This is a genomic window from Dyella japonica DSM 16301 (assembly GCF_001010355.1).
Lineage (GTDB): Bacteria > Pseudomonadota > Gammaproteobacteria > Xanthomonadales > Rhodanobacteraceae > Dyella > Dyella japonica.
On sequence record NZ_JPLA01000018.1, the window covers coordinates 1 to 15,880 of the forward strand.

The 15,880-nt window shown below is 59.5% G+C and carries 6 protein-coding genes and 1 pseudogene; all 7 read left to right on the plus strand.

Going from position 1 to position 15,880, the window contains the following annotated elements:
* Positions 1-1,106 (plus strand): autotransporter family protein (locus Y882_RS07020; protein WP_046971195.1); only part of this gene is annotated, 1,106 nt, incomplete at its 5' end.
* A gap of 351 nt (positions 1,107-1,457) precedes the next feature.
* A complete protein-coding gene (locus tag Y882_RS07025) occupies positions 1,458-7,019 on the plus strand; it encodes an autotransporter outer membrane beta-barrel domain-containing protein (protein ID WP_082120985.1) in 5,562 nt (1,853 codons plus the stop codon).
* A 531-nt stretch (positions 7,020-7,550) separates the two neighbouring features.
* Positions 7,551-8,015 carry an ESPR-type extended signal peptide-containing protein gene (locus Y882_RS07030; protein WP_156171354.1) on the plus strand — a complete coding sequence of 155 codons (465 nt, stop codon included), beginning with the start codon at positions 7,551-7,553 and terminating at the stop codon, positions 8,013-8,015.
* Positions 8,016-8,273: 258 nt separating this feature from the next.
* A complete protein-coding gene (locus tag Y882_RS07035; protein WP_046971198.1) occupies positions 8,274-12,791 on the plus strand; it encodes an autotransporter outer membrane beta-barrel domain-containing protein in 4,518 nt (1,505 codons plus the stop codon).
* 183 nt (positions 12,792-12,974) lie between these two features.
* A complete protein-coding gene (locus Y882_RS19185; protein ID WP_082120987.1) occupies positions 12,975-13,262 on the plus strand; it encodes a YciI family protein in 288 nt (95 codons plus the stop codon).
* Between the two features lie 417 nt (positions 13,263-13,679).
* Positions 13,680-13,754, plus strand: a pseudogene (locus tag Y882_RS20950) (ESPR-type extended signal peptide-containing protein); the annotation flags it as partial.
* Between the two features lie 30 nt (positions 13,755-13,784).
* Positions 13,785-15,880, plus strand: a 2,096-nt coding sequence (locus Y882_RS07045) for an autotransporter outer membrane beta-barrel domain-containing protein (protein ID WP_244466274.1), incomplete at its 3' end; no start/stop codon positions are given.

Below are 15,880 nucleotides of genomic sequence, written 5' to 3' on the forward strand. Positions count from 1 at the left end.
CGCAGCCGCAGCCGCAGCCGGAGCCGGGCCCCACACCTGATTCGGTGCCCGCGCCGACGCCGACGCCGACGCCCGACGCGCCGGCCCAGCCGCAGCCGCAACCGGCCGCACCGGTTCAGCCGACGCCCGCCGCGCCAGTCACCCCGGTCTATCGCCCCGAACCGGGTGCATACCTGGGCAACCAGATCGCTGCCATCGGCATGTTCCAGCACACGCTGCACGACCGCCTGGGCGAAGTCGACTACACCGAGCGTCAGCGTGGTGAAGATGGCAATGAGCACAAGGCCGTTTGGAGTCGCGTGATCGGTCGCACCTTCGACGCTACCACCGGCGCCGACCAGATTGACTCGGCCACCCAAGCGGCCGCCATGCAGGTCGGTGGTGAAGTGGGCCAGTGGACGAAGGGTGACAGCCGCACGCACATCGGTGTGATGGGCGGCATCGGCCACGCCAACACCCAGGTGGATTCGTCCATCACCAGCTACCAGGCCAAGGGTGGCGTGAAGGGTTACAGCGTGGGTGCGTATGCCACGTGGTATGCCAACGCCGCCAAGCCGACCGGCCTGTATGTGGACAGCTGGGTGCAGTACGGCTGGTACAAGAACAGCGTGCAGGGCCAGAGCTTGATGAGTGAAAACTACAAGTCCAAAAACTGGACGGCCTCGCTGGAAAGCGGCTACGCCTTCGACATCGGCCACAGCGCCAACCGTGCCTGGTACATCGAGCCCGAAGCACAGGTGATCTTCAACCGCTACCACGCGCCCAAGCACGTGGAAGCCAACGGCACCGAAGTGAGCGTGGCGCAGGGCGGTGGCGTGACCACGCGACTGGGTGCGCGCCTCTACACCCGAGAGCTGGACATGAACCAGAACCGCGTGCAGCCGTTCATTGAGGCCAACTGGTGGCATAACGGCCAGGCGCAGGCAGTGGCCTTCAACGGTGAACAGCAGGCCGCGCAAACGGCCAAGGACATCTTCGAAGTGAAGGCTGGCGTGCAGGCCGAGCTGGGCAAGGGCTGGACGGGCTGGGGTCATGCGGGCGTGCAGATGGGCGCCGGCCACCAGCGCGGCGGCGAAGCCCAGGTGGGTGTGAAGTACAGCTGGTAATGCCGCACAAGCGAGTCTGAAGGGAGACAGGGAAGTCACCGCCGCCTCGGGAAACCGGGGCGGTTTTTTGTTTGGTGTCATTACTTGCAGAAAGATGAAAGCCTGGGCACTTAAGTAGTTCTACGCTTGATAATTCGACGACGCTGCATGATAAAAAGGCGGCTTCTGTGTTCAAGCGCAGACGATATGAGCATTCTCTACCTAGTCTTGAGTCATGAACGCTGCTTACTACGCTGAGTAGTGTGGGCTCGGAGGGCAGGCGGCCACAATGGTTCATCCGCGTTAAATTTTAGAATGTAAACGCACTAGCTGAGCGCAGCCTTATCATGCGTGTCGGGTCGCGGCACGAAAATGGAAGTTCTGCGCGCGCCAGTTGATAGACATTCATGCTTTGACATTCGACAGCCGGGCAGAACTGACATCGGCTTTGCAGGCATCATTCGGACGCTACGCGTCAGGAGATACGCCATGCCCAACATAGAGGACGTCAGGCAGGTCGGGCCATTGGTCTCGCTACTGAACTGTTCCATTGGCGCGGCGCTGGCATCGATGGCCATGGCGTCTCCCAGTGCATTGGCGCAATCGACCTGTGCTAACGGAACGACTCCAGTGGGAGCGCAGTGTACCCTTCCAGCGTTTTCGCCGTTGACCAACGATGGGGCGACTAGCTCGGGTGTGACTACGGTGAGTGGTGGTCAAACCATCACATTGACTGGGCAGGGTACTCAAATAGCTCCCGGCACCAGTGGCGCGACAAGCATCTCACTTTCCACGCTCTTTACCAGTGGTCGGATAACCTCAGGCAGCCAATATGCTGACCCTGCCAATCCGGCATCACTGGTCATTAGCACGGGGGCGCGTGCGACCACACTTCTTGTGCCTGATCCGATCACCGGTGGCACTGTCACCGTATCCGTGTACGACGATGCAAACATCACAGATACGCATGATGTCTATACGGTCTCAACCAATGTTGCCGTCAATGGTGGACAGTACATCAACACGCGACTTGGCACGGTGACCGCAGCCGGCGGAACCTTGAATGTCAATCTCGGCAACGGCGGCGGGACCAATGCCGCTGGCAACGCCATTTCCATGATTGCCAAGCAAACATCGCTCTTCTATGTCGACGGCACCGGTTCGGTCAATAGCAGCCTGACTTGGCGTTCCAATAATTTGATCGACATGGGTGACACGTCGTCAGCCATCCCCAGCGGGACGTCAACAACAACGAGTGTGTTTCTGTTCTCTGCCTACGCGGGAACATTTACTGCTTTCGATGGGTCCACCAAAACAGTGACAGATGCGGCGTCACTGCGAGCCTATAACGATTTCCTGATCAGCAAACTCCAGGCGGGGCAACTTTCCCCAGACAACTATGTTACCCAATTCAATCGCGCATATACAAATACTAAGCGAAACATTACGTATACCAACGGCCCTGCCAATATGGTGGATGAGATCTATCAGCCCATCGGCAATCGCGCGGTTATTCAAGCCGTAGGGGCCAAGGCAAGCGTGCAACTAGCAGCTGGTGCATTCATCGACGCCACCAATATCACTCGGGATGGCCGCGCTGTTCCCCGCATGGTCGGCGCTGTTATCTGGGCAGATCAAGGGGCGACGGGTATCAACAACGGCACGATCTCGTTGCGACGTACGGGAGCCAACAATTACGCCTTTGGCCTTTACGCCACCGGTGGCGGCCACGTGATCAACAATAACGTGATCAATGCGGGATACTTCGCGGGGCAGGCCGGTGCCATCAATCCACCGTCTCCGTCGAGCCCGGATGTCACTTACGTCATGGGCGCGACCGATAACAGTTCGACCGCCGTCAATGCGGGCATCATCAATATCGCGGCCGCCGGATCTTTCGGTTTGCGTACGCTCGATGGATCATCACAAGTCACCAACAATGGGGTCATCAATGTATGGGTGGCCCCGCTCCCGGAAGGAAGCCAGAACTCGGCCGTTCGGACTTCCGGTATCGTGCTGACGTCGGGCAGCGGTACGAATGCCGGCGTGATCTATCTGGGCCGGCAACCGCAATACAACGTTGCTGCACCTGAGGCTGTCAACGATGTCGCCAATGGCGTGACGCCGTTGACGGGTATACAGGTGCTCTCCCCAGCATCGGCCACCAATTCGGGCACCATCACCTTGGGTTCTCAGGTGCAAGGAAGCCAAGCAATCTATGTCAATGCATCGACGGGCACGGTGACCAATGCCGCTGCTGGCGTGATCAATATCAATGGCGCGGCAACAGGGGCTCCTGCGGAAAACCAAGGCATTCTCGCCGTCAATACAACCAAGGTGACGAATGTCGGCACGATCAACGTCAATGGCATAAATGGCATTGGCATCAAGTTGACGGACGTGGCGCTTCCCGCTGATTCAGACCCAGCCGGGTCGGAGCCGGAGCTTGATCCTCAGTCCCCCTTGGGGGCAGCTGTCGCCGTGACCTCATCTGGTGTGATAAACGTGACCGGCGCCATTGGTGCCACCGGGCTGCGTAACTATGGGATCTGGGCGCAAGGCTCGAGCAGCGTGGCCACACTCAGCGGGCAAGTGAATCTCTCTGGTGTGGGCGGCATCGGCTTGCATGCACGCGGTGGTGGCAAGATCAACATCACGAGTACCGGTAATGTCAATTTCCTTTCTGGCAACAACCAGGTCGGTTACTTCGTCTACGGTCCAGGTTCGGCCATCGTCAATGCCGCCAGGGGTGCGCAGAACGTCTCGACACCCAATTCCACGCTGTTTCGCGTCGAGGGTGGTGCGAGTTTTGCCGGCGGCGCTGGCGGGTCCGTGTTTGTCGCCTCTGGCTCCAACAGCACGGCGTTTGTCGTCACGGGTGCTGACGATGGTGCGGGGGGCAGCGGCACGCGAAGCACGTTCGAGTCGGGCAATGCGACCCTGAATCTCACTGGTCAAGGCGCCACGGGCATTTACGTCAATGGCGGAGCAACGGGAGTGATCACCCCCGCAGCCACGATCAATCCATCGGGATTGAGCAGCATTGCCGGCGTGGTCGATGGCCTTCGCTACGATCTCCATAACGTAGTAACGACCGGCCCAGTGGCCGGCACTACGCTGACCAATCAGGCAACGATCACCTCGTCAGGCATACGCGGCACGGGATTTGTCGCGCGCAATAGCGGTTCATTGATTAACGACGGCACGGTGAACTTGGCGGGCTCTCAAACGATCGGCGCGCTGGTGATCTCCGGCGCAACGTTGACCAATAATCAAACCATTACTGTCGCCAATGGAACGGGCGTTCGTGTCGAAAATGCCGGTTCGCAGATCACGAACAATGGGCTGATTCACGCCGATGGCGGAGTCGCCGCATTGGAGGTGACCAATGGTGCTGCTCCCACTCTCCTTGGCACCGGTGTCATTAGCAGTGCGGGTAGCGTTCCTGTCGTTCTTGTGAGCCCGACCGCTGCGGGCCTGAATGTCGGTTCGCAAACGGTCACCAACATGGGTACCGGCAACGGCATCGAGAACGCCGCCGAGATCGGCGCGATCACGCTCAACGGCACGAGCATCAACGTGACCGACGGTGCCGGTATTCGCACCGCGACATCAATCGACCCGGCCTCCATCGCCAGCATTGGCGTGCACGGCAGTGGCGCCGGCTTTGCGTTTCGCCAGGCGAGTGGTGCGCTGGCCAGTGGTGACTTCACACTGGGCGACGGTTACAGCATCACCGTCGATGGTGTGGGTGGTACGGGTATCGCCGGGCAAACGACCGGCGCAGTCGACACGAGCGCATCCGTCAATGTCACGAATGCCGGCGGTGGCCCGGCCCTGCTGGCTGGCACGGCCAGCAGCAGTATCAATCGCGGCACGCTCACCTCGGTGAGTATGGCAGCACCCGTCGTTGATCTGTCCAACGGTAGTGGCACGACCTTCACCAACCTAGGCACGCTCACCGCGGCGGATGTCACGCAGCAGGCCATACGCGGAAGCGCAAGTGGCGACACGATCAACATGGCCGGCGGTGCGATCACCGGCGTGGTCGCTGCCGGTGACGGAAACGATACTGTCAATTGGACGACGGGACGTCTCAACGGCTCGATTGAGATGGGTGCTGGCGACGATGCGCTGACACTGAGTGGCGTTGATCTGGCCACGACTTATCACGTTGATGGGGGTAGTGGTGAGAATACCTTGACGTTTTCAGGCATCACCTATCGTGGCGGCTCATTTGCCGCCGATGATCTGAGCAAAGGCGTCAATCTCGACAGTGTGTGGAACGTCATCAACTTCACGCAGGGGACGCAATTCACCCTCACCGACAATCTGATGTTGGGTGGTTCTACCGTCAATATCGACGCGGGAAGTACGCTTTTTGCCGGTAATGGTGTGCACCCGGTGATTTCGGCGCCGGACTCGGTCACGGTCAACAATGCGGGTACCATAGACTTGACCAACGGCTCGACGGGGCCGGCAGACACGTTGTCCGTCGCGGGCAGTTACGTGGGACAGGGTGGCACGCTTCGGCTCGATACGGTGGTCAACGAGGGCGGACCCAACTCCACGTCGGACATATTGCGGACACAGACCAGTAGTGTGGGTGCCGGTGCTACGTCGATCGATGTCAACTACGCGCCTGCCGCTCCCGAGCTGACCGTCGGCAACGGCATTTTGCTGGTTGACGTTGGGGGCGACTCGGCCCCCCGCGCCTTTCGACTCGCCAATCGCGTTGTCGCAGGACCTTATGAATTCCTGCTGTTTCAGGGCGGCTTCGCTGGGGAAGGTGGCAACCCCAACGATGGCAAATGGTATCTGCGTGATGTGATCGAGATAGCCCCCATTCCGACACCGCTACCCATCCCGGTGCCGCCGCCAGCACCCGCGCCGTCACCATCACCCGCACCCGCACCCGCACCCGCACCCGCACCCGCACCCGCGCCGTCACCAACACCTGCGATCATCGTGCCTATCTTCCGTCCGGAGATCGGTGCCTATCTCGCCAATCAAGCGGCCGCCGCCAACATGTTCGTGATGACGTTGCACGATCGGCTGGGTGAGGTGGACTTCACCGAGCGAGAGCGCAGCGATGGCAACAATTCGCACGGCGCGGCCTGGGCACGCGTGCAGGGCGGACAGTTCACCACCAGTACGGGCATGGGGCAGGTCGGCAGCTCCACCAATACCGGTATGTTGCAAGCCGGCGTCGAATTGACGGCGTGGGATCAAGGTGACAGTCGCTACCACGTAGGCGTGATGCTGGGCGTGGGTAATGCCGATACGCGCGTGTCATCCAACTTCAGTGGCATCTTCTCGCGGGGACGCGTCACCGGTGATAGCGTAGGTGCGTATGGTACCTGGTTTGCGGACGCATCCGTGCCCACCGGACTTTACGTGGATGCATGGGTATTGGCCGGTCATTACGACCAGCGCGTGCAAGGCTTCTTGCTACGCGAACAGGACTACAGCAGCACCACGTTCACCGCTTCAGTGGAGGCGGGTTACGCCTTCAACCTGGGGCAGCCGGGCGGCGTCGACTATTACCTCGAGCCGGAAGCGCAAGTCATCGGCATCGACTATCACGACGGTGACCATGCAGACACCACCGGCACGGTGGTGAAGAGCATTGACGCGGGGGGGCTTTTGACGCGGATTGGCACCCGTTTGTATATGCGCCCACTCGCGACCGCTCGCGCGTCGCGATTACAACCCTTCTTTGAAGCTAACTGGTGGCATCACCAGGGAAGCAATCGCATGAGCTTCGACGACATCACCTTGAACGCCGGTATGTCGAATGTGTATGAGCTCAAAGGCGGTCTACAGTGGGAGTTTGCCCGCCAGTGGACAGGGTGGGGACATATCGATATCCAGGTGGGGGATGGGCGATACCGCAGTGTGGGTGGGCTTTTGGGCGTGAAGTACGGCTGGTAGAACAGAAAAAACGAGCCTGAAAGGCAGTAGAGCTTCATCACATTCCCGACGGCGGTGTGCAATGGGAGCTCGCTCTGAGCAGGGCCGGGCAGGGGCATGTGAGCGCTCAGGTGAGCGGCAATCATCTCCGTAGCATCGGTGGGCAGTTTCACAAAGTTCGGATACAGGCCTGCACCAGCATCGTGATTATCACAATTTGTGCTGATTTTCCAAAAGCCGCCTCGATGTAGTGAGGCGGCTTTCTTTTAGGCATGTGCCCCTGGCGTGCACAGGTGGCTATGTGTTCGCTTTGGCTTCCGGAGTCTGATGGGAAGCGCGATTCGATCCCCACGCCTCGCGATGATCGCGGTTGAGAATTTTCGCAAATCCGCCCTTATTCAGACGATTCCCATGTTTTGGGCGTCCTCTGGCTCGGATCATGTCGTTCACGCCGAGGTACATGGCGTACGCCCGCACTGAAAACTGTGCCGTGGCGTCACCTTCAAGGCTGGTTAGGCCAGCTATCCAGACATGTCCCAGAGTTTTTTTATCATGAACAAGATCTATCGCTTGGTCAGCCAGTCATTGATCGATATGTGGACCGTGGCTTCGAAGCTTGCGCATGGCCAGAAGAAAGCTCAGTCGAGCGTCACCATGTCCGCCGTAGCTGCGGTTGCGCTCGCCATGCCCGCCATGCTGATTGGCGCCCCTGCTCATGCGACGGCCTATAGCGCAAGGAAGATCGCCAAGATTGGACAAACGGTGCCGCTGTCGGGTGACTCTGTCATGACCACGGGCACGCAGGCGACCGATGCCGCCTTGCAGACCGATGGTTCCAAAGACGTTTTGAATGCAGGCGACGTCTCGGTATCAACGACGGGCGAACCGGTTGACGGTGTCTATGCGAACGGCCATGGCCGCATGATGTTGAACGAAGAACAGCTTCTTCGGTGCGCTCGGAAGTTAGCTGCAGAAGTGTTCCCAATCGACTTTTCAGACCAGACTTATTTTTTGTGACCGACTTAAGCGAGATGATATGGGGCTTCGCAGTAGACCGCCGCGCGTCAGCAATGTTCAAAGCCGGACTACGCATCTCGTATTCTCGCGTTCTTTTGAAAGGTCGGCCGTATGAACACCATTTACCGCATTGTCTGGAGCCGCGACGCAAGCACGTAGGTTGTCGCTTCTGAATTTGCCAAAGTACGAAAGAAATCGTCCGGCGGCAGCATCATCGCGTGTGTTGGCGCCATGGTGTTGTCTGCCACAGTTCCTTGCATGGCTTTCGCGGCGACGCATCAAATCAACAATGGCTACAACATTACGTCGGCCAGTGTGGCGCTGTCTCCCGCGACACAAACACCAAAGATCACGCCGGCGGCGGGCGATACGCTGAATATCAGCAATACCGGTGCACTCACGTCGACTGGCGCCAATGGCATCGATGCCATTGTGTCGGACGGCGTTATAAATGTTGTCAATCAAAACGACATTAAGGCGGCCGGTTACGCCATCAATGCCAGTGGCGGCGCTGTAACCGTTTCCAATACGGGTAATCTGGTGGTGACGCGGGATACCTTTCAAGCGCCGGCAATCTATGCGATTGCCAACGGCGATGGCGGTGTCAAGCTCACGTCGACGGGCAACATTGATTCTCAGCATGTAGGCATTCGCGCCACCAGCAAGGCTGGTGCCATCAATGCCACGGTGTCGGGCACGATCACTGCAGGCAAGACGACCGGTGCAACGGGTGCGCAAAACTGGGGCCATGGCATTTGGCTGGATAGCACAGCGAACGATTCCGCCGTGAAGTTCGACGGCGGCTCGATCACGACGAATGCCACCAACAGCAACGGCGTTGCCGTATCCATTGCCAACAATGTGGATGCGAGCAAAAACGACCTTCACGATGGCGCTGGAAAGACGGCTTACGTTGAAACCGTCACGGGAACGACGATCAACACGAGTGGTGAGGCGTCTCAAGGCATCTTCGTAGGCAAGCTTAGTAGCGCATGGGGGGATACGGATGCCAATATCCGCATCGTCAACCACAGCAATATCACCACGCAGGGTCTGGGGTCCCATGGCATTTGGGCGCGCGCCCAGGGGGCGGGGAGCGTTGATCTTGATTCTGATGGCAATGTCGCTGCGAACTACTCTTCGGCGACCAGTCAGACCGTTCCGAGCATTTTCAGTGATGCCATTGCGGCGCAAACCGTCGATGGAGATATTTCCGCTCGCGTCAGCGGCAACTTAAGTGCCAAGGATTTCCGCTCCAACGGCGTCTCCGCGATTTCCATCGGTAGTGGTTCCGACAACGTGTCGTTCACCTCAGGCAACATCACGGTTTCGGGCGGGGCAAGCAATGCCATCCTGGCAGGCTCGGGTACGGGCTCGGCAACCGTAACCGCGGGCGGTACGCTGCGTACAACCGGTTTCAATCGCTCACAGGGCGTCTACGTTCATACTGGCGCAAACGGCGCTTCGCCGGCCGTAACGAAGGTGATGGCGGGCGATGCAAAGATAGTTTTCAATGGTGACGTTGCCACAACGGGCGTGGAATCATCAGGTCTGTTTGCCATTGCCATGGGCGCAACCGGCAACGCGATCATCGACAATAGTGGTCAGGTCAGTACGATCGGCAAGAATGCGGCCGGCCTTCAGGCGATCACCCATCTTGGCAATATTGCCATCACGAATACGGGCAAAATCTCGACTGCCGGGGATAGTGGCTCTTCCGCCTTTGGGTACTCCAGCAATGCAGCGGGCATTTCCGCATCGATAAAGGCTAAGGCCAGTGACTTGACGTCAAGTGACGGCTCGATGGCCATCGATAATCGTGGCAGCATTGCAACCCAAGGGGCTGCTTCGCACGGTATCTATGCAAGCCAGGGTGAATCCACGAGTGGCGGGTCGGTCAATGTAAACAACACTGGCCCCATCAACGTGTCCGGCGGTAGTGGCGCAATGGGTATTTACGCGCAAAACCTCGGTACCGGTGATGTCGTCGTCACGGGCAGCGGGCCTGTCGCCATGTCCAATGCAGTGAATTTCCGTGGGCATGGCATCTACGCCATTGCCAAGCAGACGGGCTCGTCGTCCGTAACCTATTCGGGCGATGTGACGACCCATGGTGAGGACGCATCTGGCATTCGAGCCATAGCTGACGCCGGCAATGCCACGATTGCCTATAACGGTGGTGCCATTGAGGTTTGTGGCGACAACGCCGATGGCCTCTTTGCTTTTTCCACCACCGGCCCGGTGAACGTTGCCTCCCAAGGCAAGTTGACCACGCATGCCAATAACGGTGCGGGTAGCACGGCCTTTGGTATTGCAGCTTTGAGTGCCAATGGCTCGGTTATCGTGGCTAACGGCGCCACGATGGATGTGGACGGAACCCATTCCAGCGGCATCTATGCTAGCAGTAATTACGCCGGCGGCGGTGCGATTGCCACCGGCGTGAGCTCTGTCGCAGTCAATAATACGGGCGACCTCACGGTGCGCAGCGCGTTCGGTCGGGGCATTTGGACGGACAGTTTGCCTGGTGATCAGAGCATTACGAATTCCGGTAACATTGAGACACTGGGTAATGCGGGCGATGGCATTCTCGCCAGGTCTACCGACGGCAATATCAAGGTCGACAACGCTGGCACCATTGAGACCAAGGGCAACACGGCACACGGCATTCACGCCACGGCCGGCAACGGTACCGTGGCGATTTTCAACGACAGCAGCATCGCCACGCTGGACGTGAGTTCGGATGGCATCCACGCTGAGTCTGACACGTCGGTCAACGTTCAGAACTCGACCAGTGGCATGATCATGGGCGGTGCGACAGGCATTGCTTCGGGCGCTGTGGCGCAGACCGTTACCAATGATGGCAGGGTCGGCGCGCTTAGCGACGTGGCTCTGCGGGGTGACTTGAACGGAAAGGTCGGCACGTTCGATATCTCCAGCCGTGGCAATGTCACCGGCAGCATGCAGGCCACTAGCTCGACGGTATCGCTGGACAATGCCGGCACGTGGAATCTGCGCAACTTTGCCGATACCGATGGTGATGGCGTGCGTGACACCTGGGGTGTCGCCGTGTCGGATTTCGGCACCAGTGGTGCCAATACGGCCAACAACAGCGGCGTGCTGAACCTGTCCGCGCAGAATGGTGCGGCAGTCACTGCGTTCGATACTACGGGCGCCTATCTGCCGCTCGGCCATGCCACCAACATGCCAGTGAACGGCGGTGCCGTGCAGGGCCAGATTCTGGGTGTAAATTCATTCAACAACAGTGGCCTGATCGACCTGACAGGTGGTAGCCACGTTGTGGGTAACGCGCTGGTTATTTCTGGCGGTCACACGGCAGGTGTCGACGGTGGTGGCGTTTATGTCGCCAACGGCGGCACGTTGCGCGTGAACACGGTGCTTGACGAAGGTGGCGCCAATAGTCAGTCGGACATGCTGGTGGTTGACTCCACCAAGCTTGGCATCGCACCGACCGGCATCGTGGTCAACAACGTGGGTGGTGCGGGTGCCGTGACGACGGGTGATGGCATTGCACTGGTGGAGGTGCTCAACAAGTCGGCCTCGGCATCGGGCGTCTTTACGCTGTCTGGTCGCGCCGTGGCCGGTTCCTCCGAATACTTCCTGCACCAGGGTGGCGATGCCGCTCATGGTGGCAACGCTAGCGACGGCAACTGGTATTTGCGTTCCGAGCTGCCGCCGACACCACCGTCGTGTGAGACGACGGGCACGTGTCCTCAGCCCGACCCGCAGCCGCAGCCCGATCCGCAGCCGGAACCCGTCTGCACCGACTGCCAGCCGACACCGCCGCCGGTGCCTGTATATCGTCCGGAAGTTGCCGCCTATATGGGCAACCAGCTCGCAGCGATTGGCATGTTCCGTCACGAACTGCACGATCGTCTGGGCGAGGTGGACTACACCGAGCGTCAGCATCCCAACGGTGACGACAACAAGCACCGGGCGGTGTGGGCACGCGTGGAAGGCAAGACGTTCGACACGGTTACCGGTGCCGATCAGTTGAGCGCGCGCACCCAAACCGGCTTGCTGCAGATCGGCGGCGAGCTTGACCGCTGGACGGACGGTGACAGCCGTACACACTACGGTTTCATCGCCGGTACCGGTCAGGCCACCACGCAGGCCGATTCCAGCATTACCAACTATCAGGCCACCGGCAGGGTTAAGGGCTACGCCCTGGGCATGTATGGCACCTGGTACAAGGACGCCTCCAAGCCGACCGGCCTGTATGTGGACAGCTGGCTGCAGTACGGTCGGTACAACAACACTGTGAAGGGCCAGAATCTGACGGAGGAGCATTACAACTCCACCAATCTGTCAGCCTCGGTGGAAGCGGGTTACGCGTTTGACATCGGCCACAGCAGCAACCGCGCCTGGTATATCGAGCCTGAAGCGCAGGGGATCTGGAGCGACTACGGTGCGCCCAACCACACGGAGGTGAACGGTACTGTGGTGACCGTGGCGAAGGGCGGCGGTCTCACCACTCGCCTGGGTGCGCGCCTCTTTACCCGCGAGCTGGGCATGGGCCAGAACCGCGTTCAGCCGTTCATAGAGACCAACTGGTGGCATAACGACAGCACGCAGGCCGTTGCATTCAACGGCAACGTGCGGAGCTCCGAGCGCTCGTCGAACCCCTACGAGATGAAGGCTGGTGTGCAAGTCGAGCTGGTTAATGGCTGGAGCGCCTGGGGTCACGGTGGTCTGCAGTTCGCCCCGGGTAACCAGTCGGGCGGCGAGGCGCTCCTTGGCATCAAGCACACCTGGTAAACCGCCTAACGCAGTCGCAAAAGTGCGGGGCCGCTTCGAGTTACGTAGCGGCCTTTTTCAGGTGAGCAGAGACAATTCCTGTCATTAGTTAATGGCCTTTCTTCACTAAGGCGAATAATGCAGAGTGGCCCTAGTTAACGTCGCAACCTGCAGCACAGCAAGTTATGCGGAGATCTTCTCACTATGTTTATTGTTGAATTGACGTATCTGAAGCCCCTTGATGCCATTGAGGCGAAATTAGAGGCGCATCGCCACTTTCTCGATGCGCAATATTTGAATGGAGTCTTCCTCGCGTCCGGTCCTAAAATTCCCCGCGATGGCGGTGTCATTTTGGCCAGTGGTCGGATCAGTCGCTCTGATCTCAACACCATTCTTGCGCATGACCCATTCCAGCTGCATGGGCTCGCTAGTTATCGAGCGACCGAATTTTCGCCAGTGAAAGCGCATCCCGCGTTGATCGGCATCCTGTAGAAGATATTTCCTCAAATTCGCAAGAGAGCGCAGAATCGCGCTCAGGCTCGGAGCTCTTTCTGGCATCTTGACTGCCGCGCACTTTGCGGATTCATCTGGGTCGCCTCGATGTACTGGGGCGGCCTTTTTTTTGTATGCACCACTTAAGCGGTGCGAAGGCGGCCACGTTCAAGCGTGAGGTTCCGCAGTCTGATGCAGAGCGCGCGAATCAGCATCCAATCCTCACGTCAAACCCGTTTGAGAGTTTTCTCAAACCACCCCGTTCTCAGACTATTCGTATGTTTCGGTCGACCCCTGACCCGGATCATGTCGTTCATGCCGAGGGATACGGCGGACGCCCGCACATAAAGACTCTACCGGGCTTCACCTTCAAGGTTGATCAGGTTTTCCTTCAGACATTCCTAGAGGTTTTGAGCTGTGAACAAGATTTATCGTTTGGTTCGCCATTCATCGACCGGAAAGTGGACAGTTGCTTCGGAGCTTGCGCGAGGCCAGAAGAAAGATGCTCGATCGAGCGTCACCATGTTCGCGGTGGCGTCGGCTGCGCTTGCCATGCCCGCCATGATGATGGGAGCTGCCGCCCATGCGACAACCTATAGCGCGCCGCAGATCGTCAACGCGGGGCAAACGCTATCGCTGACGAGTGACTCTGTCACGACCACAGGCACACAGGCAACTAGCTCCGCCTTGCAGGCCAGTGGCACCAATGCCGTCTTGAATGCAGACAACGTCACGGTATCGACGACAGGCAGTCTGGTCTCTGGCGCCTACGCCCTGGGCAAGAGTCGCATGACGTTCAACGGCGGACAGATTCAAACCGCCGGTGATACCGCGCACGCACTCAGTGCGATGGATTCCATTATCACAGCGCAAGGCACCTCTCTGATTACCGGCGGCCTGAATGCGGCCGGTGCACGCGCCAATGCCGGCAGCCAGATCGTTCTCAACGATGTTGCCATCGTGACGACGGGCCCGAGTGCCAATGGCACCTTCGCCGTGCAGGGCGGCTCTATCCAAATGACGGGTGGGTCGATCGATGCGTCTGGCGCTGGCTTGTACAGTCAGCACGCCAAGACGCAGACCATTGCCGATAACGTACGCATCAAGGCCGCCGGCAACGGCGCCCATGCCGATTCGGGGTCCAACATCGTCGTCAAAGGAGGAACGATCGATGCCGTGAACATCGGCTTGTATGCGAATACCGTCGATAGCGTAGTCGATCTCTCTGACGCCAGCAGGACAACGATCACCACGACGGGCAAGAACGCATTTGGCGCTTATGCCCTGGCCGGCACGGTTCACCTCAACAACGATTCGATTACCACCAGCGGTACCGGTAGCCACGGTCTGTACACGTACAACAACGGCAGAATCGATGCAGCTGGCACCGACGTCACGACCACCAACGCGAACGCTGTGGGCGCTAACGCCACCACCGGCATCATTGCGCTCAAGGACAGCACACTACTGACCACGGGTGCGAACGGCAATGGCGCTAGCGCGTCCAAGGGTGGCCTCGTCACCATGGATGGCGGCGACCTTACGACGCGGGGCAAAGCCAGCCATGGCCTCTTCGCCGACGGTCTGGGCAGCAAGGTCGATTTGGGTGCGACAGCGCAGACGCATGTCGCCACCATCGGTGATGGCTCTGTCGGAGCCCTGGCAAGCAACGGTGGCAAGGTCACCTTGGGCGGCGATGTCATCGAGACCCGGGGGCTGGGCTCGGTAGGGCTCTCCTCTGTGGGGCAGGGCACCGATGCATCGGCGTCGCTCATCACGGCAATAGACTCGAGCGTGAAAACGACGGGCGCCCAGGCGCACGGCACGAGCGTGACTCGTGGCGGCGTCATCAATCTGGTGGATAGCGATGTTCTAGCCTCGGGAGCAGGCGCTTCGGCCCTGTACGCCACAGGTGACGGTGTGTCGACAGAGTCGTTCACCACGTCGGGCGGCGCCATGAACAGCGCCCAGTCCAATGCCATCCGTGCGGAGGGCTCCACGCTCAACGTGCTTGCCGACAATGGTGCCCAAATCACCGGTGGCAACGGCGTCCTGCTCGATGCCCTGGTGAAGGGCGCCACTCATTCGTCGGTCAAACTGGACGCGGACCGTCAGTCCAAGCTGTTCGGCAACGTGCAGGCGGACAGCGCCAGCCTCGTCGACGTGAACCTGCGTAACGGCTCGACCCTGCAGGGTGCGGCTCATGGCGCGCATGACTTTGTAATCGATGACACCAGTCTTTGGACCATCACCTCATCGTCTGATCTTCAAGACTTGGCCCTGGCAGGCACGGCGGCTTTCGCAGCCCCCGCCGCCGATGACTTCAAGGCGCTGGTCGTGCATGGCAATTACGCCGGCAATAACGGCACGCTGGTGCTCAACACCGTGCTGGGCGACGACGCCTCGCCGACCGACAAGTTGGTGGTCGAGGGCGACACCTCCGGTAATACGCGCCTCAAGATCAACGGCGTGGCCGACACCGGTGCGTACACGAAAAACGACGGCATCGAAGTGGTCCAGGTGGGCGGCAAGTCCGGTGGTGCGTTTGCGCTGAGCGGTCGCGTGGTGGCCGGTGCGCGTGAATACCTGCTAGCCCAGGGTGGCAAGGCCAATCCGGC

Bases quoted from the DNA above. Each gene is read 5' to 3' on its own strand.
- Y882_RS07025 (WP_082120985.1), top strand. From the start codon at position 1,458: ATGGAAGTTCTGCGCGCGCCAGTTGATAGACATTCATGCTTTGACATT.
- Y882_RS19185 (WP_082120987.1), top strand. From the start codon at position 12,975: ATGTTTATTGTTGAATTGACGTATCTGAAGCCCCTTGATGCCATTGAG.
- Y882_RS07035 (WP_046971198.1), top strand. From the start codon at position 8,274: ATGGCTTTCGCGGCGACGCATCAAATCAACAATGGCTACAACATTACG.
- Y882_RS07030 (WP_156171354.1), top strand. From the start codon at position 7,551: ATGAACAAGATCTATCGCTTGGTCAGCCAGTCATTGATCGATATGTGG.